This is a genomic window from Clostridium estertheticum, assembly GCF_011065935.2.
Classification (GTDB): Bacteria; Bacillota; Clostridia; order Clostridiales; family Clostridiaceae; genus Clostridium_AD; species Clostridium_AD estertheticum_A.
The window spans coordinates 4,164,373-4,187,016 of sequence record NZ_JAAMNH020000001.1 but is presented as its reverse complement, the minus strand read 5'-3'; the positions used below and the strand labels follow the sequence as shown (position 1 = coordinate 4,187,016).

The window sequence follows — 22,644 nt, the reverse complement described above, 5'->3', positions numbered from 1 at the left end:
GTTTTTTAACTTAAGAATTTTGTAAGATTTACTTAATAAAAAAGAGAAGTCTATATAATATAATAAAATTATAGTTGATTAGAAAACTATAATAAATAAAGAAAAGAGGACTAGAGCATGAATTATTTATTAAGAACAACAAATTTAGTAAAAAAATTTAAAGATAAAGAAGTTGTAACTAATGTAAATATGAATATTAAAAAAGGAGAAATATATGGTTTCTTAGGTCCTAATGGAGCAGGTAAAACCACAATTATGAAGATGATTGTAAATCTTGTTAAACCCAGTAGCGGAGAAATTGAAATTTTTGGTGAGAAACTTACTAATGGAGCATATGAAACACTGAAAAGGATAGGAAGCATCATTGAGTATCCTGTATTTTATGATAAGCTCACTGGCAGAGAGAACCTAGAACTTCATTGTGAGTATATGGGATATTACGATAAAAGTGCTATAGATAAGGTGATAGATTTGGTAAATTTGAAGGATATCGAGCATAAGGACGTTAAAGATTATTCTCTTGGGATGAAACAAAGACTAGGAATTGCCAGAGCAATTATAACTAGACCAGAGTTTTTAATATTAGATGAGCCCATCAATGGTCTTGATCCAATAGGTATCAAGGAAATTAGAAACTTATTGAAAATGCTATGCAAAGAATACAATATTACAATTTTAATTTCTAGTCATATTTTAGGTGAAATAGAGCAAATAGCAGACACTATAGGGATAATAAATAATGGGAAATTAATAGAAGAAATTTCTATGGATATTGTTAGAGAACAGAATACAGAATATGTAGAAATAATTACTATGGATTTTAAAAAAGCTGCTTATATTCTAGAAAATGATTTGAACATTTCTAATTTTAAAATTGTAGATAATAACAAAATTAGAATATATGACTTAAAGTTAGCTCAAAAGGATATTTCAAAAGCTCTAATTTTAAAGGGTATTGAAATAGAAGCTATTAATAAGAAAAACAGTACATTAGAGGATCATTTCTTAAAGCTTTTAGAAGGGAGTGAGTTAAGTGCTTAAATTAATGAAATTAGAAATTAAAAAATATAAAATTACTGGATATATAAGGAATGTTATTATTGCAAACTTAATTATTTCAGGGATTTTATTTATGGTTATTTTTGCTTCAAAAGCTGATATGGAAGTCCCCTTTAGTACTTACAATGATGCTGTTTTGCTTACAGGTACTATTGTAAGAGCGACTTTCTCGATTTTTGCAGCAGTGATTATTTCCAGGATAATAATTGGGGAATACAAAAGTAAAACAATAAATATCATGTTTCTTTATCCAATAAACAGGAAAAAAATTATGATAGCAAAGTTAGCTATTGTAGTATTATTTGCGTTTACATCAATGGTTATATCTAGTATTTTCGCAAATTTTAGTTTGTATATTTTAAATATCTTTGTGAATTTTATTCAAGTTCCATTAACTCAGGAAATCTTAGTGAAAAGCCTCATTAATATTGTTGTGTATTCAGCAGCCTTTTCCTTTGTAAGTTTAATCCCTGTATATGTAGGTATGAGAAGAAAATCGGGGTCTGCCACAATAGTAACATCAGTTATATTAGTAAGTTTATTAAATAGTGGGAATAGTAAGAATTCATTAGGAACTATTATCATAATTCCACTTATCCTTGCAATTATAGGAGCAGTTGCTGCTTATTTATCCATAAAAGATGTAGAAAAAGTAGATGTGCTTAACTTTTAGATAAAATTAGTAACACGAGTAATATTAAATAATAAAATTATGGTATTATTATAAAGAGGGTAGGAATATTATATATAAAAATTACGTTTAAATATTAATTTTTTAATTTAAATAGGGGGACTTATATGAAGAAAGTATACCGGTTGTTATTTGCTTTACATTTATTTGTAGGAATAGGAGCCATGGCTGGAGGGCTCGCTGCTATTACTAATCCTCAAACACCACTTGGAATTTCAGTTGATGTTTTAAAAAATTCACCATTTAATAATTTTTTTATACCTGGGATTATCTTATTTACTATAATTGGTCTTGGTAATATTATCAGTGCTTTAATGTTTAGATTTAAGCTAAGATTTCAAGGATATATAAGCAGTGTTTTTAGCTGGGCTTTAGTGATTTGGATAGTTGTACAATGCATTATGATGAATGCAATCGTCTTTTTACATGTTTTATTTTTTATCATTGGGTTAATTGAAGCTGGACTATCAATGGTTATTTTGTTTGAAAAACACCTATTCCCTACAAATATCATTTTAAATATTAAACATTAATAATGCCACCCTTAGTAATTTAAGGGTGGCATTATGCTTTAGAAGTAAAGAACTTATTCATCTTCCACTAAGGAATTTGTACTTGAACACTGCTTCCTATAGTCACTTGGTGTTAGTCCAGTATTTTTTTTGAAAAAACGACGAAAGTAAGTTACATGGCTGAAATTAAAAGCATAGCTTATTTCACTGATACTTGAATTTGCGTGATTCATGTACAGTTTAATGGCAATAATTCGCTGATCATTGATATATTCAGATAAAGTTTTGCTCACTTCTTTTTTAAAGGCAGCACACAGGTAATTGGGATGTACATTTACAAAGGAAGAAATCTCTGATAGGGATAAATTATTTTCTATATTTTTATTTATATAAGTAATTACTCGGTTAATAAGTGGATTATAAATATTTTCTTTGTATTTTTTCAAAACCATAATAAAATCATTTAACATCTTGTATTCTAAATCCTGAACTTCAGATAGAATAGTAGTTTCGTCAATAAGGTTAATATAATAATCACTTAACATAAAGGAGGTCTCAGTATCTAGTCCAGCTTCAATTACAGCCCGTGTAAAAAGTGTACAGGAAGCTACAAGTGAATACTTAAGAGAACTAAGAGGCCTTTTAGACAGTTGAGCTCGTTCTAGAGAATTGATTTGTTTCAAGGCCTCTATACTTTTATCGTTGTCCATTTGTTTAATAGCTTGTACCAGCTTACACTCAAGCGCATAGGGGGGATGGATATATGAGATGTATCGATTTCTAGCCATTGTATATTCAAGTTTCTTATAAATATTCCCCAAAGAATTATCACCTCACAAAAATTAACGCAAATAAAGTGCAAAATATATTAACATTGTATAAAAAGCATACGATTTTTTGGATACAATGTCAATATACTTCGAATATTTTGACTATATCAAATTTTGAGTGTAAAGGTATTCGTTGTATTTTAAGCTACAAATAAAATAAAAAATGGGGGGAAATAGCATGAAAAAATCTATTAGTACTATTTTGGCGATTGTATTAGCATTATCAACTATGACTGGATGTGCCTCAAAAAGTGGGGATACAAAAGCAACTGATCCCGTTAAAAAAGAAAAAGCAGTAATTACAGTAATTCAAAACAAGGTTGAAATTCAAACACAACTTGAAGAGGCAGCTAAGGCCTTTAATATGTCTCAAAGTGATGTTGAAGTTCAAATTTTAGGTTCAGCAGGAGATAATTTGGTAACGACTCTGCAGTCACAGTTTGCATCAAGTCCAGAAAAAGCACCTACACTTTTTACTTGTGGAAGCGGCAGCGAGTTTGATAAATTTTTTAAATATATGGCCCCAATGGACTCTGCAAAATCAGCAGCAAAAGTAGCTAAGGGACAGGCAGATGATGCAATGAAGGATGGTAAGTTATACGGTCTACCATTGGCAATCGAAGGATTCGGATTAATATATAATAAGGCAATGTTCAAAGAAGCCGGGGTAGACCCAGCTAGTATCAAGTCAGTAGATGATTTAGTTGCTGCAAGCAAGAAACTTGCACAGATTAAAGGTGTTAAAAACCCAATAGCCTTTGCAAAAGAAACTTATTTCCAGTTTATGCATCCATTTAACTGGCCATTTGCTACAATGAGTAACTATAAAGAGGTTATTCCTAAGGTTATAAGTGGAGAATTAAAGCTAAAGGACATTCCAGAAGTTAAACAATATGCAGAAGATCTTTCAAAGTTAAAGCCATATACAAATCTTGCAAAAGACAGCTATGACGATCAAGTAGCAGGGTTTGCACAAGGTAAATTTGCAATGATTCATCAAGGAAACTGGGCACAAGGAATAATTGATGATTACAAGGTAGGCTTTGAATATGGCATGATGCCAATGCCAATCAATGGTAATGAATCACTATCAGTAGGAAACACAAACTTCTTCCATGTAAATAATGCAGCTACAGCAGCACAGCAAGCAGGAGCAATTAAGTTCCTAGATTGGTTATTTACGCAGCCAGCTGGACAAACATTTGTAACTGATAAATTTAAGGTTATTCCAGCATACAATGACTTTGATACTAGCAAGTTAAATACTCTTTCAAAGGAAATTTCAACGTATTCAGAGAAGGGAAAGACTATACCATGGACTTTTAATCTCTTCCCAGCAGGCGTTGACAAGGATTGTTCAAGTGCAATGGAAAAATTCTATGCAGGTAAAACAAATTCAGATGGATTATTAGATGAAATAAATGCAGTTTGGGTAAATGCAGCAAAGAAATAGCATACCTTCTTAGATTAAAAGCCTCCATAAGAGGCTTTTAATCTAAGAAAAATAAAAAATAGAAATGGAGGGTGTAATAATGAATAAAAAACTCAAAGGCAAAATAACTACTTCTTTGTTTGTTATTCCTTCGCTGTTTATATTTATAAATGTAGTTATTATTCCTTTTGTTATGGGAATAATATACTCATTTACAAATTGGGATGGTTTTGCTTTTAAAGGATCAACTTTTGTAGGATTTAAAAATTACGCCGCAGTATTTGCAGATGAAAAGTTTGTCACGTCCTTTAAGCTTACAACAAAATATACTTTTGTTATGATTATTCTTGTTAATATAGTGGGACTTTCACTAGCACTACTAGTAACTTCAAAGGTTAAGGGTAAAAATTTTTTTAGAGGTGTATATTTTTTACCTAATTTAATTGGCGGACTTATTTTAGGTTTTATATGGAAATTTATATTTACAAAGTTCTTTGTAGAATTTGGTGTAATTACACATACTGAAAAAATATTTTTTAATTGGCTAGATGAACCTACTGCAGCCTTTTGGGCCTTAGTTGTTGTTGGGGTATGGCAAATGGCAGGGTATGTAATGGTAATATATATAGCATCTATAGAGAGTATATCCGAGGATGTTATGGAAGCAGCCAGTATAGACGGCGCAAACAGCTGGACTAAATTCAAAAAAATAACCCTTCCGCTAATAGCACCTGCTTTTACAATAAGCTTATTTATTACACTGTCAAATTCTTTCAAACAATATGATACAAACCTTTCATTAACAAATGGTGGTCCTTTTGGAAGTACTGAACTAGTTACAATGAATATTTTTTCAACAGCCTTTAGCTATAACAAATATGCACAGGCACAGGCAAAGTCTATCATCTTTTTCTTGGTGATAATGGTCATTACTGTTATACAAATCTATACTACTAAGAAAAGGGAGGTTGACATGTAATGAAAGAAAAATTCAAAGCATCTACAATCTTTATTATACTAGGAATTCTTTCAGCAGCTTTAACCTTATTCCCTATGTATATTATGGTGGTCAATTCTTTTAAAGGTAGAGCACAGATTTTTACGGACACCATAGGGCTACCTGCATCATTAGATTTTTCTTATTATATATCAGCAATAGAAAAAATGAAATTTCTAAAAGCATTGTCAAATTCACTATTTGTGACAATAATAAGTATTGTTTTAATAATAATTTTTTCATCCATGTCAGCATGGGCAATAGTAAGAAGTAATTCAAAGCTTGGAAGTTTCATATTATATACTTTTATCGCAACGATGCTTGTTCCTTTTCAGTCTGTTATGATTCCTTTAATGCAGTACATGAGTGGGTGGGAAATCAAAGCTATTAATTTTTCAATGATAGATACTTATTATGGACTAATTTTTATGTACATTGGTTTTGGATCCAGTTTATCTATTTTTCTATATCATGGATTTATAAAGGCATTTCCACGTTCGCTAGAAGAAGCAGCAATGATAGATGGATGCAATAAATTTCAGGTGTTTTGGAGAATAGTATTTCCGAACCTAAAGTCCATCACAGTTACAGTAGCTATTTTAAATGTAATATGGATATGGAATGACTATTTACTGCCATCATTGGTACTTAGAAGTCCAGGTCTCCGAACAATCCCCCTTTCAACCTTCTATTTTTTCGGAGAATTTACAATACAATGGAATCTGGCAATGGCAGGACTTGTCCTTACAATTATACCAATAATTATTTTCTATTTGTTCTCACAGAAATATATTATTAAGGGTGTTATGGCTGGAGCTGTTAAATAATTCAGAGTTATAATTATATTATGCATAACTCAGAAGGAGAGTAGACATTATGAGAAATGGATGGATTATTAGCGATAATAGTTTAAATAAAGAAGATCTTTTAAAAAATGAAAGTATTTTTAATGTTTCAAATGGATATATAGGAATTAGAGGAAACTTTGAAGAAAAATATCCTGATAATTATCAAACAATTAGAGGATCATATATAAATGCATTTTACGAAGAAGTTCCTATACAATATGGTGAAAAAGCTTATGCTTTTCCAGAAACCATGCAGAAAATTGTAAATATTACAGATGCGCAAAATGTTAATATAATAATTAATGGAGAGAGGTTTTCTCTGTTTGAAGGAACTGTAAAAAGCCTGAGCAGATACCTTGATATGAAAGCAGGGTGCTATGTTAGAGAAATATGGTGGGTTTCACCGCGAGGATTAGAACTTAAAATAAAGATAACAAGACTCGCTTCATTAAAATACTTAGAATTATTCGCTATTAATTACGAAATAGAAAAAGTTAATTTTGATGAAGGAATTATTATAGAATCTGGAATTGATGGAGATGTAACAAACTTTACAGATGAAAGCGATCCTCGTTTAGGAGCAGGGCATGCTAACATTTTATCGGTAGTGTCTATGGTGGGAGAAAGTGATATTATGCAGGTAGTAGCGGAAACTGAGAACTCTAACAAGTTTGTAGCCGTTACTACAAAGCATAGTTGCAATGTTAATTATGAGGTTTCTTTGGAGAAGGCAGGAAAAGTAGCAAAGACTATTTTTAAAACAGAGCCGGGGAGTGAAATAATAAATTTTACAAAATATAATGTATACACAGATTCAAGGCGGTACAAAAATCTAGTGAGTCAAGGAATAGATATAGCAGAGAAGATAAGCGGAGAACCGTTCAAGCAATTATTAGATGCGCAAAGGGATTATTTAAATGAATTTTGGGGTCTAGCAGATATTAATATCGAAGGAGATGAAAAACTTAAGCTAGGGCTCAGATATAATCTATTTCAACTTCTTCAATCAGTAGGTAAGGATTCTAAAAGTAACATAACAGCAAAGGGATTAAGTGGAGAAGGCTATGAAGGCCATTATTTTTGGGACACTGAAATTTATATTCTTCCTTTTTTCACTTTATGCCAGCCGGAGCTAGCAAAGGGACTCTTGAAATATCGCTACACCATTTTAGATAAGGCAAGGAAAAGAGCAAGAGAGCTTGGGCACAAGAAGGGCGCAGCTTATCCATGGAGAACTATAATAGGCGAGGAGTGTTCAGCTTATTTTCCAGGTGGAACTGCTCAATACCACATTAATGCTGATATAGCATATTCTTATATACAATATTATTTAGCAACAGGAGATATAAATTTTATAAAAGAGTGTGGAGCAGAGGTTGTATTTGAAACTGCAAGAATATGGATTCAAATAGGGCATTTTCACAAGGGGCAATTTAAAATTGATGCGGTTACAGGGCCAGATGAATATACTGCCATAGTAAATAATAATTACTATACAAATGTCATGGCAAAATATAATTTAAAATGGGCATCAAAATTGTATTATGAACTCTTAGAAAAGGACAATGAAGTGCTAAAGAACTTATGTAATAAAATAAGTTTGACAGAAGAAGAAATAGAGCAGTTTGCACGTGCCTATAAAAATATGTGTTTGCCCTATAATGATGAACTTAAAATTAATGCCCAGGATGATAGCTTTTTATCTAAAGCGGTATGGGATTTTGAAAATACACCAAAGGAAAAATATCCTCTGTTATTAAATTTTCATCCATTAACTATTTACAGATATCAGGTATTAAAGCAGGCAGATACAGTGCTCGCCCATTTTCTTGTGGAAGATGAGTCAGACACTCAGACTATTAAAAATTCTTATGACTATTATGAGAGAATAACAACTCATGACTCATCCTTATCTTGTGCTGCCTATAGCATTATGGCATCCAAGATAGGCTACAGTGAGAAGGCATATGAATATTTTATAGAAACAGCAAGATTAGATTTGGATGACACCCATGGTAATACTAAGGATGGGATTCATACTGCTAATATGGGTGGAACCTGGATGGCAATAGTCTATGGATTTGCAGGGCTTAGAATAAAAGAAAATTACATTTCACTTACACCAAAGCTTCCTGAAAAGTGGAAGCAACTTAAATTTAAACTTTTGTATAAGGGTGCTAATATTCAGGTAGATATTAAAGTGGATAAAACAGAAATAAATCTTCAATGTGATTGTCCTATTAATGTAAAAGTTAATAATATTCTATATGAATTTATCAAAAGTGGGAAAATAGAAATATCTAATTAACTTAAAGTTAAGTAATTAATTTAGCCGAGTATAAGAAACTTCTAGAAGTTTTTTATACTCGGCATTATTTTATGCTTCCAATGATTTCTGTTTTTCTTTGAGTTTATATGAAACAATTATTGTAATAATAGGGGATAGATAACACAACACTGCAAAGGGTGCATAGGAAGTGGCAGAAATTCCTGTCAGAGATTTTAATATAAGAGCATTAATATTCCAAACCATTAATGGTGCAATTATGGTACCTGTATCCGAAATAGTCCTCGCCAATATTGTGGTATCAACACCAAGCTCACTATATTTATCCTGTAGAAGTCTCCCAGGTAGTAATATGCCAACTGTCTGGTCGCAGGTTATTATAGTTAAGAAACTACTAATTAGTGCCGTTTTTAAAATAAGCTGTCTCTTGGTCCGTACACCACTGGTTAGCTTTTCAATCAAAGGTGCTATCATGCCAGTTTTTTCAAATAGGCTTGTCAGACTAACTGCCCCCATAACAATAAGAACTACATCTATCATAGATTTAATACCACCACTTATAAGTATTTTATTAAGCTCCGTCGAGGCAGTAGAACCATGGTATCCAAAAAAAAGTGATTTTAACAATGAAGTGAGTGACATATGTTGAGATAAAACACTAACTAGGCAACCTGCAAAAAGACCTATTAATATTGTAGGTATTGTTTTAGAACCGAAAAGAGACATTATAAGGATTATTGCAGGAAGAAGTGCAATAAAAGGTGATATTTTAAAGCCCCCTAATATAACATTCTGGTAATATATAAGATTTTCAGAACCGGTGCTAATGTTAAAATTTCTTCCTATTAAGTAATATACTATAGAGGTAATTAGAAATAGTGGTATAAAGGTTGGGAGCATGGCAGTCATTACTTCCTTATAGCTTCTTTTGGTTGTTGTAAGTGTAAGGTTAAAAAGACCGGAGATTGGAGATAGCTTATCTGCAATAAAAGCACCAGATATTATTACTCCAAGAAGTAGTGGGGCGGGAAATCCAAAGCCTTTACCAACACCAAGCAGGGCAATGCCTATAGTACTTACTGTCCCAATTGCAGTACCCATAAATATGGATACTACTGAAACTATTAGAAAAGTAGCAAGAAGAAAATTCATACCTTTCATATATTCAAAACCATAATACATTAGAGAGGGGACTACACCAGAGGCTAGCCATACAGAAGCTGCTGCACCAATAAGTAGAATTAGCACATAAAGCATCCATGCTTCTTTTAGCCCGGATAGTAATAGAACTGTTATATCTTTTAAAGTGTATTTGTATTTTATTAGTATGGTGGATGTAAAAATAATACTACTTAAAAATCCATACGCAAGTGATATTTTAATTGTAATACAAGCAGAAATTAGAATTATACTTGCTGCAACAATGATATAAAAATGTGTTTTTGATATACTCTTTTTGTTCATGTGTCACCTCGATAAAATATTTATTATAATCTGAATTCCACGTTTAATATTTACAATTATAAATCAATATAATTTCATGAAAATTTATAATATCATTTGTATATTTTACCATTAAATTCTCTTGTTTTCAAACATTTACATATAACATTTATATATATAATGAGCCTCAACAATTGTTGAGGCTCATTTAACTTACATAGTTTTCATTTATAATTTAATTATTCCTGTTGAATTTAAAAAAACTGGTTACTTTAATAGATAACAGAGCTTGTTAGCAAGTTAATAAGCTTATTTATTAATATAGTAATAATATGATATAATTACATGGAGAGTTAGTTAAAAATTAATAAAAAATTAATATAGATGATACATAGGGGGACAATATGTATAAATTAATTTTAGTAGATGATGAAGAAGAAGTAAGAAAAGGTATAATACAAAAGATAAAGTGGGAGCAATATGGTTTTGAACTAGTAGGAGAAGCTGAAAATGGTAGAGAAGCCCTAGAAATGGCAGAAAAATTTACTCCAGATGTAGTTATAACTGATATTAAGATGCCATTTATGGATGGACTTCAACTTTCTGAAGAATTAAGAAAACGATTTCCTACAATTAAGATAATAATACTTACAGGTTTTGATAAATTCGAATATGCTCAAAAGGCAGTAAATTTAAATGTTGTTGAGTACGCGCTAAAGCCAGTTTCCTCAAAAGAATTCATTGAGGTGCTTTTACGGGTTAAAGCACAGATTGATGAAGAGATGTTAAGAAAAAAGGACATGGAGGCAATGAAGGAATATTATGTGAAGAGCTTGCCTATTTTGAAAGGAAAATTTCTTACTTATCTAATTACTAGCAAGCTTAATAAGGAGGAAATTGAGGAAAAATGTAAGAATTATAATATTGATTTAAAGGGAAATCGATTTGTTGTAGCAGCTATAAATATTAATCGCAAAGTTAAATATAAAGACAAGAAAATTGATAATAGTAATGAAGTAGATTTGATCAAATTTGGAGTTATTAATATAATAGAGGAAATCCTTTGCAAACGTGATGGAGGAATAGTTTTTATACACAATGATCTTATTGTATTAATTAGTCCATACCTAGAAGAGGATAGAGGTGTTATTTTTAACAGTGTTCAATCTACCCTTGAAGAAATAAGACAGAATATTGAAAAGTATTTAAAATTAACTATTACCATTGGTCTTGGAACAATTATAAGTGATGTTTCCCATATATCTGATTCCTATCAGAATGCTATTCTTGCACTAGACTACAGATTTATCATGGGCAATAATCGAATTATTTGGATAGAAGATATTGAACCAAGCAGCAGTGAAAAAATAGTTTTTGATGAGATTATGGAGCATGACCTTAGAAGTTCTATCAAAGTAGGAACAGAAAATGAAATTATTCAAACAATAGATGGTTTATTTTATCAACTTTTAGATGTAAAGGCACCCTTTAAGCATTTTCAAATATATTTGTTAGAAATCCTAACAACTATAATTAAAACAGCAGAAAGTTTAAATGTTGATTTAACCTATATTTTTGGTGAAAATTACAATTTATTCGTGGAATTGTATGAATTTAATGATTTAAATCAGGTTAAGAATTGGTTCGAATATATTTCTATCAAAATAATGAACTACATTACAAAAGATAGGCAAGACAGTTGTACACTTTTAGTTGAAAAAACTAAGGCATATATCAATAAGTACTATAGTGATAGTAGTATAACAATTAATAGTCTTTGTAATTATCTATATATAAGTCCAACCTATTTTAGCTTTATTTTTAAAAAAGAAACAAAAATGACCTTTATAAATTATTTGACTCAAATTAGAATGGATGCTTCAAAGGAGTTAATTAAGGCTACAAAATTGAAGTCTTTTGAAATTGCTTATAAGGTTGGATATGCAGAGCCAAATTATTTTAGTTACTGTTTTAAAAAACATTTTGGAATTTCACCATCTGAGTATAGAAATAATAAATTCAATATTCTTCATACCTAAGAGGAGATGAAATTTTGAGAAACAAGATTGTGCGATTTTTGAAGAACCCCTATAATGTTGCAGTTAATACCTTTAAAGTAAGAGGAATACAATTTATTATTACCATATCTTTTACACTCATTACGGTTTTGGCTATGCTATTTGTTGGAATTGTAATTTATAATAAGTTTTCTATATCTATAGAAGATAATGCTACCCTTAGTACAAAGCAATTAGTTAATCAAGTAAATTCAAATATTGAGTACTATTTAAAGAGTACCAAGGAAGTGTCAAATTTATTAGATAAAAATATATATTTAAATCAACAAATTCCAAATAGTAAATTGAAAGATCAAATGAATGTAATACAGAATATCAGAGGAGATATTGCAAGTCTAGCTGTTTTTTCAGATAAGGGAGAACTTATAATTGAATCTTCTACGTCAGTATTAAAGGACAACGTAAATATCACTGATCAAGACTGGTTCAAATCAGCACTAAATAAATCAGATAACCTAAAGTTCTCATTACCTCATGTTCAAAATCTTTTTACTGGAAAGCATGATTGGGTTGTTTCATTAAGTAGAGTTATATATTTTTATAAAGGGAACGAAAGGATGCGGGGAGTTCTTCTAGTTGATATGAATTACAGCACTATAGGACAGCTATGCCAAAACATATCTATAGGAAAAAGAGGATATATTTATATTGTTGATTCTGATAATAATATAATATATCATCCAGAACAACAACTTATTAACATAGGTTTAAAATCTGAAAATCGTGAGGATTACTTAGGTAGTTATCTAGAAAACTCTGACGAAGGAAAGCAATTAGTCACAATAAAAACAGTGAATTATACTAATTGGAAGGTAGTAGCAGTTGCATATATGTCAGAAATATTGGATTTTAAAAAGACTAGTACTAACTTCATAGGCTGGATTTTATTTGTTTGTATCATATTAATTATTTTTATATTTGGATTTATTTCAGCTAAAATATCACATCCAATAAAGCAGTTAGAGGAGTCCATGAAAATGGTAGAAGCAGGAGACTTTAATATATATATTGACGTAAAAGGTGAAGATGAGGTGGAAAGATTATCCACAGCCTTTAATTTAATGATTTCTAAAGTTAGGTATCTAATGGCACAAATAGTAATAGAGCAAGAAGCGAAAAGGAAAAGCGAATTAAATGCACTGCAAGCACAGATTAATCCACATTTTCTATACAATACCTTAGACTCAATAGTTTGGATGGCGGAAAATGAGAAAAATGATGGTGTAATAACAATGGTAACCGCACTTGCTAAATTATTTAGAATAAGTATAAGTAGGGGTCAAAATATAATTACAGTTCGTGAAGAAATGGAACATGCAAAAAATTACTTGATAATACAAAAGATTAGATATAAAAATAAGTTTGTGTTTGAAATTATAATACAAGAGGAAGTTCTAGAATATAAAACCTTAAAGTTAATATTGCAGCCCCTTATAGAAAACTCAATTTATCATGGCATTGAATATATGATAGATGAAGGGTTTATAAAAATATCAGCTTCCATTACCAATGGTAAATTATTATATGAGATATCTGACAATGGACTGGGGATTGAACCGGAAAAATTAAAGCACTTACTTGAATATAAAGGAAAAGATAATAATGGGTCAGGAGTTGGAGTAAAGAATGTACATGAGAGAATTCAGCTAAGCTATGGCACGGAATTTGGGCTTGAAATACAAAGTGAAATTGAAGAGGGGACTATAATTAAAATTTGGCTACCTCTTACAAAAGAATAGAGCTGAGGTGTTGTAATATGTCTAAAAAAAATATTTTAATAATTTTCTTGTTTATTATACTCCTTATATCACCCTTTTTATTTGGAATTATAAATATAAGTACTAAGGGGGAGGATGAACCCAAAAAGATATCATTAATATTAAAAACTCAAAGTGGTGATTACTTTAAAAATGTTAGAATGGGCGCTGAGGTTGCCGCTCAAGAATTTAATGTAAAGATAGACTTTACTTCGCCTCGCGATGAAACCGATATTGATGGACAAATAGCCCTTGTAAATGCGGCTATTGAAAGAAAAGTAGATGCGCTGGTATTGGCACCAAGTGATTATAATAGACTTGTAAAAGTAACTGAAAAAGCTATAAGCTCGGAAATACCGGTACTCGTCATAGACAGTAAATTAAATACTAACAAAATCAGCAGTTATATCACTACAGACAATGTTAAGGCTGGAGAGATGGCGGGTGAAAAGCTTGTTTCACTATGTGGTGTAAGCTCGCGAATTGCTATTATTAATTTTGTTAAAGGCTCAAGTAATAATAAGGAGCGAGAAGAGGGTTTGCAGTCAATAATTTCAAAAAATCCTGGATTAAAGGTGGTATATAGGGATTATGTGGCGGCAGATTCAGAGAGCGCATCTGTACTTACAAAAAAACTTGTGTTAGGTGATGATAAAGTAAATACAATAATAGCATTAAATTATATTAGTTCTATAGGCGTAGCAAAAGCAATTGATGAAATAGGACTTGCAGGAAAAGTGAATGTCATCACATTTGACAATACTCCGGAACAAATAGAATTTTTAGAAAGTGGTGTAATACAAGCTACCGTTACTCAAAGTCCATTTGGTATGGGGTATTTAGCAGTTAAGTATGCAGTTCTAAAGCTGCAAAACAAGAAAATTCCAAAGTATGTTGACACGGGACTAGTTGTCATAGATAGGGTCAATATGTATAAACCCGAAAATCAAAAGATATTATTTCCTTTTACACAATAAATATATAAAAAAACATATAGGGAGAACTCTAATGAATAATATAAAAAAAATCATAATAGTTTTGGCAATGTCGTTTATTATAGTAGCTATCTTCAAAGGCTGTGTAAACAGTAGTGATTATTCAAAGACTGGTTATAAGGGGAGCTTACCTAAAGTAGGTGCAGCCATTTACAAATATGATGATGAATTTATGTCTTATATACGAAATTCAATGGAAAATGATGCCTATGGAAGAATAGCATTGAATATGAATGATTCTCAAAATGATCAAAACATACAGTTACAACAAGTGGATGAAATGGTTTCAAAAGGAGCGAGAGCTCTCGCCATAAATTTAGTTGATCCAAAAGCTGCACAAGCTGTAATAAATAAAGCAAAAGCAGCAAATTTATCAATTATATTTTTTAATAAAGAGCCAGAAGCAGCAGTATTAAATAGTTATGATAAAGCCTGGTTCGTAGGCACAGATTCAAAGGAATCAGGAATTTTGCAAGGCAAAATGATAGTTGACCTTTGGAATGAAAATAAGAATAAATGGGATAAAAATCAAGATGGGAAGCTTTCATATGTATTACTTAAGGGTGAGCCAGGGCATCCTGATGCGGAGGCACGTACAAAATATGCACTAGATGAAATTAAGAAGGCAGGTATTCCTGTAGAAGAGCTGGCACAGGCTACTGCCATGTGGGATGCTGCAAAAGCAAAGGATAAAATGGATGGATGGATATCGAAATTCAATGATAGGATAGAATTTGTAATTTCTAACAATGATGTTATGGCTCTTGGTGCATTAGATTCACTAGAAAAAGCAGGATATTTATCTGAAAAAAAATTTATTCCTGTTGTTGGAATAGATGCCATTCCAGATGCGGTTAAAAAGATAAAACTAGGTACCATGGTTGGAACAATATTAAATGATGCCAGCAGTCAAGGCAGGGCAATAATCGATTTAGTAACAAATGCTGCAAATGGAAAGAATGTTGTTAATGGTACTTCTTGGAAAATAACTAATAATAAGTATGTACGTATTCATTACGTGACTATAATGAAAGATAATATCGATGTAGCGCAGCAGGCTTATAAATAGTTATTAATTCCCCCATAAATTGAAAAACACCATAGGATTTTAATATATTACAGTAGGATTTTGTATTAATATTAAACCCTTTTGATGTTATTATTAATACAGGTTAACGTTTACATTAAAATTTAGAGGGGGAAATTCATGAAAAAGGCAATTACAATGATTCTAGTATCTGCAATGATGGCGACCATATTAGCAGGTTGCTCAAGTAAAACTACAACTACAACAACAACAACAACTGATACTAAAAAGGTATCTATAGGATGCACAATTTATAAATTTGATGATACATTCATGACAGGTGTTCGTAACGCTATATCTGCAGCTGCAACTTCTGCTAATTCAAGTGTAGAAATTGTTGATAGTCAAAACTCATCAGCAACGCAAAATGACAAAATAGATTTGTTTATAACTAAGAAAGTAAATTCACTTGAAATAAACCCAGTTGATTCTGCAGCTGCAGGTGCTATTGCAACTAAAGCTAAGAATGCTAACATTCCAGTTGTATTCTTTAATCGTATGCCTTCGGCTACTGACATGAATATTTGGGATAAACTTTATTATGTAGGAGCAAAACCAGAACAATCAGGAATAATGCAAGGTAAGATTTTAGCTACTTATTGGAAAGCTCATCCAGAAGCAGATAAAAACAAAGATGGAGTTATGGATTATGTTATGCTAACTGGAGAACCAGGACACCCTGATGCTATTGCAAGAACTAAATCTTCCATTGATGAAATAGTAAGTGAAGGAATAAAGGTTAAGGTTATAGCTAGTGATACTGGTATGTGGGACCGTGTTAAAGCTCAAGATAAATTACAATCAATTTTAGCTGCTAATGGTGATAAAATCGAAGCAGTACTTGCTAACAACGATGACATGGCACTAGGTGCTATATCAGCATTACAAGCTAAAGGATACTTCAAGGATGGTAAATTCATGCCTGTTGTTGGTGTTGATGCTACAGCTCCAGGACTTGCAGCATTAGCTGATGGAACTTTACTTGGAACAGTACTTAATGATGCTAAAAATCAAGGAATAGCAACTTTCAAAATTTCACAATTACTTGCTGAAGGAAAGGTTCCAACTACTGAAAATGTTGGATACACTCTTACAGATAATAAATATGTATGGATTGATTACAAATCAATAACTAAAGATAATATGGGTGATGCTAAATAAGCCTCTATATTTATAGTATATAAAATGTTCCAAAATCAACTAAAGTACAATAGGTTTCTATTGTACTTTGGTTTGTTAATGAAATTATAATTTTTTTTATTAAGGTATAATTTATTATTAAGGTATACAGGAGGCATTAAAATGAAGGAAGATAATTATTTGCTAGAGTTAAATAATATATCCAAAGCGTTTCCTGGTGTAAAAGCATTAGATGATGTAACTCTTAAAGTGCGTGCTGGTAAGGTACATGCACTAATGGGCGAAAATGGTGCAGGCAAATCTACACTTATGAAATGCCTTTTCGGTATATATTCGCAGGACTCAGGAGAAATATTTTTAAATGGTGAAAAGGTAATAACAAACAATTCGAAAGAAGCTCTAAATCTTGGCATTGCCATGATACATCAAGAGATTCACCCAGTTAAATTTCGTAATGTAATGGAAAATATGTGGCTTGGGCGTTTGCCAATGCATGGAATTGGCCATTTTAAATTAGTTGATGAGAAAAAAATGTACAAGGATACACAAGAACTTTTTAAAAGTCTTGGTCTTGATGTTAATCCTGAAACAATTGTAGGAAATTTATCCGTTTCTACAGTGCAACAGATGGAAATAGCAAAGGCGGTTTCCTATAATGCAAAGGTAATAATTATGGATGAGCCTACATCATCTCTATCTGAAACTGAAGTAGAACATTTATTTAGAATAATCCGCGACTTACAAAAAAAAGGAGTTGCAATAATTTATATATCCCACAAGATGGAAGAAATTCTTAAAATCTCCGATGAAGTATCTATAATGAGAGATGGTAAGATGATGGGAACTTGGGATGCTAGTGAACTTACAACTGATTTGATAATTAAAAAGATGGTAGGTCGTGATCTGACTAATAGATTTCCTGAAAGACACAATGTGCCTGGTGACGAAGTTTTAAGGATTGAAGGATTTACTTCCTCATATCCAAGGTCCTTCAAAGGCGTTTCTTTTAATTTAAGGAAGGGAGAAATACTTGGTGTAGGTGGTCTTGTAGGAGCTCAAAGAACAGAACTAATGGAAGCAGTTTTTGGCCTTAGAAGTTTGCATTCAGGAAAGACTTTTATAAATAATAAACAAGTTAGTATCAAGTCGCCAATTGATGCAAAAAAACATAATATGGCTTTAATTACAGAGGAACGTAGGGCAACGGGTATATTTCCAGTACTATCAGTTATGGAAAATATGGTAATAGCAAACCAGTCAAAATATCTGAATAAAATGGGAATATTAGATGATAAAATGAGAAAAGAAGATTCCATAAAGAGTATGAAGCAATTAAACGTAAAAACACCTTCATATAAAGAACTTATACAAAATTTATCTGGCGGTAATCAGCAGAAGGTATTATTAGCAAGGTGGCTTCTTACGGCTCCAGAGATCCTGATTCTTGATGAACCAACACGTGGGATCGATGTAGGTGCAAAATTTGAGATTTATTCAATTATTACGGAACTTGCAAATCAAGGTAAAAGTATTATAATGATATCTTCTGAAATGCCTGAGCTCTTGGGTATGTCTGACAGAATAATGGTAATGTGTGAAGGTCATCTTTCAGGTATTATTGATGGAAAAACAGCTACAGAGGAAGCTGTAATGGTACTTGCTAGCAAGTATATGGAATAGTGAGGGGGGAAAGGTAAATGGAAATGGAAAAGAAAAAGTTCGCAGGTAAAGATATACAAGCTTTTTTAAAGCAATATGCTATATATGTGGTACTAGTAGTACTAATAATAGGTATTGCTATAAAGGATCCACGATTTATTTCATTGGGTACTTTTCGTGATGTCTTGACTCAAAGTTCAACAAGAATAATAATAGCGCTAGGAGCTTGTTTTGCAATTCTAACTGCTGGAGCTGATCTTTCTGCAGGACGTGTGGTAGGACTAGCCGCAGTTATTTCTGCTTCAATGATTCAAGCTGCTGAATATACAAGTAAGTTTTACCCGAATTTAGGTCATTTAAACATAATAATCCCTATATTAGCAGGTGTTCTAGCAGGAGGTATAGTTGGTCTTTTAAATGGTTTCATAGTATCAAAATTCGATGTACCACCATTTATAGCAACCCTGGGCACAATGGTTATTGTTTATGGAGCAAATTCTATATATTTTGATATGGCTCCTAATAGATCACAACCTATAGGAGGTCTAAGGGCTGATTTTTCTAAACTTGGAACAGGATCATTTTTAGGAATTCCATATGTAGTAATTATAGCGGCAATTGTTACTGTAATAATATATGTGGTTTTAAATAAGACAAAGCTTGGTAAAGATGTGTATGCTATAGGCGGAAACAGAGAAGCTGCAACCGTTTCAGGTATTAATGTACGTAAGTCATTATTAACAATATATGTAATAGCAGGACTTCTTTATGGTTTAGCAGGTGTTCTAGAAGCCGCAAGAACTGGTGGAGCAACAAATAATTATGGTAATGGTTATGAACTGGATGCAATCGCAGCCTGCGTTGTGGGTGGTTGGTCTGTATCTGGAGGTGTTGGTACGGTTCCAGGTATTGTAGTAGGTGTATTTATATTTAGTGTAATCAATTACGGGTTAACATTTATAGGAGTTAATCCATATTGGCAACAGATAATAAAAGGAGTAATTATAGTATCAGCAGTTGCTGTTGATATAAGAAAATATCTTCGTAAGAAATAAAAATCCTAAAATTGTATTGAAAGCCCTAAAACATATCGCTGGATTTATTTATTAATAAATCCAACGATATTATTATGTTATATAACAATGCTATTGTTAAGTTAGAGTTTCTTTGTTAAAATAGAAATGGTAACATATTTAAGTTATTGTCCCAGTGGGACTATTTAGTTCCCAAAGATGTTAAGACACGTTAAATTAACATCTACATAAGGAAGGAGATAATATTATGATTTATTCAACAGAAGTTTCAGAAATGATTTGTGTTGCAAAAGGACCTAATCATGGATCGGCACCAATTCCTGAAGAAGGAAAATGGGTACAATCTAAAGAAATTAAAGATATCTCAGGATTAACACACGGAATTGGCTGGTGTGCCCCACAACAGGGCGCATGTAAGCTTACTTTAAATGTTAAAGAGGGCATAATACAAGAAGCATTAGTTGAGGTAATAGGATGCTCTGGTAGTACTCATTCAGCTGCAATGGCTGCAGAAATACTTCCAGGAAAAACTATTTTGGAAGCGTTAAACACAGACTTAGTATGTGATGCAATAAATACAGCTATGAGAGAGTTATTCCTTCAAATTGTTTACGGAAGAACTCAAACTGCATTTTCAGAAGGTGGACTACCTATAGGTGCTGGCCTTGAAGATTTAGGTAAGGGTCTTAGAAGTCAAGTTGGTACAATGTATGGAACACTAGCTAAGGGTCCAAGATATTTAGAAATGGCTGAAGGTTATGTTACTAATATTGCATTAGATGAAAACAATGAGATAATAGGTTATAAATTTGTCCAACTTGGAAAAATGATGGATATGATTAAAAAGGGTATGGATGCTAATGAGGCTATGGAAAAAGCTACTGGAAGTTATGGTAGATTTAATGAAGCTACAACAGTAATAGACCCAAGACATAAATAATACAAGAAGGAGGAATAATTAAATGGCTTTATTTGAAAGTTATGAAAGAAGAATAAATCAAATATTACCTGTACTAAATAAACATGGAATAAATTCACTAGAAGAAGCAAAATCAATTTGTGAAGAAAAAGGTATCGATGTTTTTGGAATAGTTAAAGGAATTCAACCTATAGCATTTGAAAATGCTTGCTGGGCATATGTAGTAGGGGCAGCTTTAGCAATTAAAAATGGCTGTACTAAAGCAGCTGATGCAGCAGTATATATAGGCGAAGGTCTTCAATCTTTTTGTATACCTGGTTCTGTTGCTGATGATAGAAAAGTTGGAATTGGTCATGGTAACTTAGCAGCTATGCTACTTCGCGAAGAAACTAAATGCTTTGCATTTTTAGCTGGACATGAATCCTTTGCAGCTGCTGAAGGAGCAATTGGCCTTGCAAGAGCTGCAAATAAAGTAAGGACAGAGCCACTAAAAGTAATACTTAACGGTCTTGGAAAAGATGCAGCTTTTATAATTTCAAGAATTAATGGATTTACATATGTTCAAACTAAGTTTGACTATTATACTGGTAAATTAGACATAGTTAAAGAAACAGCTTATTCTACAGGAGAAAAAGCTAAAGTTAGATGCTACGGAGCAGATGACGTACGTGAAGGCGTTGCAATAATGCATTCTGAGGGAGTAGATGTTTCAATTACAGGAAACTCAACTAACCCAACAAGATTCCAACATCCAGTTGCTGGTACTTATAAAAAAGAATGCTATGAGCAAGGTAAAAAATACTTCTCAGTTGCATCTGGTGGTGGTACTGGAAGAACTCTTCACCCAGATAATATGGGAGCAGGCCCTGCTTCATACGGAATGACTGATACTATGGGAAGAATGCATTCAGATGCACAATTCGCAGGTTCTTCATCTGTACCAGCTCACGTTGAAATGATGGGACTTATCGGAATGGGAAATAATCCTATGGTTGGAGCTTCAGTTGCAGTTGCGGTTGCAGTGGAAGAGGTAATGAGTAAATAAATTTTTAAGTGTCCACAAACAATAAACATTAGTTGAAATGAAACAAGTTTGGTTAAAAACAATAAAGTTTAGTCAAGACTGTACAAGCAGTGAAAGATTTTCCTTCACTGCTTGTACAGTCTTTATTTTTTTGCAGCCACAACCCCTAACTGTCAGGTCTTAAAAAAACAGAAAACTAACCCGATATCCAACACGAAAAACAACCCACATTCTTGCAAGTTTGCTCCTGCCTTTATTTCAAGAAACCAAACTTTATTATGATTTATTTATGTGAGAATTTGAATAGAAAAGAGTGGGAAAAGGTAGTAAATGGGAAAAACCAAACTTTATTGATTGTGTACATAGTAGGAATAAGAGTTATGAAAATAAGGACTTAATAGAATAATGATTGACCATATGATCCGAACACCTTTTCTTAATTGCTTTTATAGGGCTGATTTAAGAATAATATATAATGATAGGGATATGGAAGGTTAAGGAGGAATCAAAGAAAGCAGTTTATATATTAAAATAAAGTATAAAAGCATATTTTCGAATATATTGTATATTAGGGCTTGTTTTGATAATATTAGAATATAAGTAAAATTTGACTTATTTAGTGTGAGTGGAATAGGTGGGAAGAGGTTGAGAACTAAGTTAATAAAACAAGAAAATAGAAAAGATGGGTTAAAGGTGTGTAAAGAGCATAAGGCAAAGTTGAAAAACTTTTGGGGGAGTCATGGAGATAAGAAAATTTACAACATTTCAATAATTAAAGAGAGTTAATTATTCATAGGAATGTAATATATACTATACTTAAAAGTACAATTTAGTTTTACAATAACTATATCG

General features: G+C 32.0%; 19 protein-coding genes. 17 read left to right on the top strand and 2 right to left on the bottom strand.

Annotated elements, in window-relative coordinates; translation table 11 throughout:
- Positions 1 to 117: 117 nt before the first annotated feature.
- The 3 genes from G9F72_RS19945 (at position 118) to G9F72_RS19935 (ending at position 2,283) form a co-directional block, all read left to right on the top strand.
- Positions 118 to 1,041 (top strand): ABC transporter ATP-binding protein, encoded by a 924-nt coding sequence (locus tag G9F72_RS19945; RefSeq protein WP_164958467.1) that lies wholly within the window; start codon positions 118 to 120, stop codon positions 1,039 to 1,041.
- Positions 1,034 to 1,732, top strand: a complete 699-nt coding sequence (locus tag G9F72_RS19940; RefSeq protein ID WP_164958466.1) for an ABC transporter permease — start codon at positions 1,034 to 1,036, stop codon at positions 1,730 to 1,732. Before G9F72_RS19945 ends, G9F72_RS19940 begins: the two co-directional genes overlap by 8 nt.
- 125 nt (positions 1,733 to 1,857) lie before the next feature.
- Positions 1,858 to 2,283, top strand: a complete 426-nt coding sequence (locus G9F72_RS19935) for a hypothetical protein (protein WP_164958465.1) — start codon at positions 1,858 to 1,860, stop codon at positions 2,281 to 2,283.
- Between the two features lie 53 nt (positions 2,284 to 2,336).
- Here the strand turns inward: G9F72_RS19935 and G9F72_RS19930 are convergent, their stop codons facing one another.
- Positions 2,337 to 2,972 (bottom strand): helix-turn-helix domain-containing protein, encoded by a 636-nt coding sequence (locus G9F72_RS19930; RefSeq protein WP_224676189.1) that lies wholly within the window; start codon positions 2,970 to 2,972, stop codon positions 2,337 to 2,339.
- Between the two features lie 298 nt (positions 2,973 to 3,270).
- Here G9F72_RS19930 and G9F72_RS19925 point away from each other — a divergent pair, with 298 nt between their 5' ends.
- From G9F72_RS19925 to G9F72_RS19910, 4 genes are all read left to right on the top strand, one after another.
- Positions 3,271 to 4,545: an ABC transporter substrate-binding protein gene (locus tag G9F72_RS19925; protein ID WP_164958463.1), complete on the top strand. Its 1,275-nt coding sequence runs from the start codon at positions 3,271 to 3,273 to the stop codon at positions 4,543 to 4,545.
- Between the two features lie 79 nt (positions 4,546 to 4,624).
- Positions 4,625 to 5,503, top strand: a complete 879-nt coding sequence (locus tag G9F72_RS19920; RefSeq protein WP_164958462.1) for a carbohydrate ABC transporter permease — start codon at positions 4,625 to 4,627, stop codon at positions 5,501 to 5,503.
- Entirely contained in the window at positions 5,503 to 6,348 is an 846-nt protein-coding gene (locus G9F72_RS19915) for a carbohydrate ABC transporter permease (RefSeq protein ID WP_164958461.1), read from the top strand. Before G9F72_RS19920 ends, G9F72_RS19915 begins: the two co-directional genes overlap by 1 nt.
- A 49-nt stretch (positions 6,349 to 6,397) precedes the next feature.
- Positions 6,398 to 8,677 carry a glycoside hydrolase family 65 protein gene (locus G9F72_RS19910; RefSeq protein ID WP_164958460.1) on the top strand — a complete coding sequence of 760 codons (2,280 nt, stop codon included), beginning with the start codon at positions 6,398 to 6,400 and terminating at the stop codon, positions 8,675 to 8,677.
- A 69-nt stretch (positions 8,678 to 8,746) separates the two neighbouring features.
- On the opposite strand, the gene G9F72_RS19905 is transcribed toward G9F72_RS19910, so the two are convergent.
- The gene (locus G9F72_RS19905; RefSeq protein ID WP_164958459.1) at positions 8,747 to 10,120 is read right to left on the bottom strand and encodes a Na+/H+ antiporter NhaC family protein; all 1,374 of its coding nucleotides are present in this window, start codon (positions 10,118 to 10,120) and stop codon (positions 8,747 to 8,749) included.
- A 383-nt stretch (positions 10,121 to 10,503) separates the two neighbouring features.
- Between G9F72_RS19905 and G9F72_RS19900 the strand changes: the two genes are divergently transcribed.
- The 10 genes from G9F72_RS19900 to G9F72_RS19855 all read left to right on the top strand — a co-directional run bounded on the left by G9F72_RS19900 (position 10,504) and on the right by G9F72_RS19855 (position 22,578).
- Positions 10,504 to 12,138, top strand: coding sequence for a response regulator (locus tag G9F72_RS19900; protein ID WP_164958458.1), 1,635 nt, complete (start codon positions 10,504 to 10,506; stop codon positions 12,136 to 12,138).
- Between the two features lie 14 nt (positions 12,139 to 12,152).
- Positions 12,153 to 13,916, top strand: coding sequence for a sensor histidine kinase (locus tag G9F72_RS19895; protein WP_164958457.1), 1,764 nt, complete (start codon positions 12,153 to 12,155; stop codon positions 13,914 to 13,916).
- A 17-nt stretch (positions 13,917 to 13,933) separates the two neighbouring features.
- A complete protein-coding gene (locus G9F72_RS19890) occupies positions 13,934 to 14,911 on the top strand; it encodes a substrate-binding domain-containing protein (RefSeq protein WP_164958456.1) in 978 nt (325 codons plus the stop codon).
- A 31-nt stretch (positions 14,912 to 14,942) separates the two neighbouring features.
- Positions 14,943 to 15,998, top strand: a complete 1,056-nt coding sequence (locus tag G9F72_RS19885; protein ID WP_164958455.1) for a galactose ABC transporter substrate-binding protein — start codon at positions 14,943 to 14,945, stop codon at positions 15,996 to 15,998.
- 138 nt (positions 15,999 to 16,136) lie between these two features.
- Positions 16,137 to 17,177 (top strand): galactose ABC transporter substrate-binding protein, encoded by a 1,041-nt coding sequence (locus G9F72_RS19880; protein WP_164958454.1) that lies wholly within the window; start codon positions 16,137 to 16,139, stop codon positions 17,175 to 17,177.
- A 141-nt stretch (positions 17,178 to 17,318) separates the two neighbouring features.
- Complete coding sequence (locus tag G9F72_RS19875) at positions 17,319 to 18,836, top strand: sugar ABC transporter ATP-binding protein (protein WP_164958453.1); 1,518 nt, start codon at positions 17,319 to 17,321, stop codon at positions 18,834 to 18,836.
- Between the two features lie 17 nt (positions 18,837 to 18,853).
- A complete protein-coding gene (mglC, locus tag G9F72_RS19870; RefSeq protein ID WP_224676188.1) occupies positions 18,854 to 19,870 on the top strand; it encodes a galactose/methyl galactoside ABC transporter permease MglC in 1,017 nt (338 codons plus the stop codon).
- A gap of 226 nt (positions 19,871 to 20,096) precedes the next feature.
- Entirely contained in the window at positions 20,097 to 20,789 is a 693-nt protein-coding gene (locus tag G9F72_RS19865) for an iron-sulfur cluster assembly scaffold protein (protein ID WP_164958452.1), read from the top strand.
- Positions 20,790 to 20,811: 22 nt separating this feature from the next.
- Positions 20,812 to 21,813, top strand: a complete 1,002-nt coding sequence (locus G9F72_RS19860; RefSeq protein ID WP_164958451.1) for a GGGtGRT protein — start codon at positions 20,812 to 20,814, stop codon at positions 21,811 to 21,813.
- Positions 21,814 to 22,437: 624 nt separating this feature from the next.
- On the top strand, positions 22,438 to 22,578 hold the full coding sequence (locus tag G9F72_RS19855) for a hypothetical protein (RefSeq protein ID WP_164958450.1): 141 nt from the start codon (positions 22,438 to 22,440) through the stop codon (positions 22,576 to 22,578).
- The last annotated feature ends 66 nt before the right edge of the window (positions 22,579 to 22,644 follow it).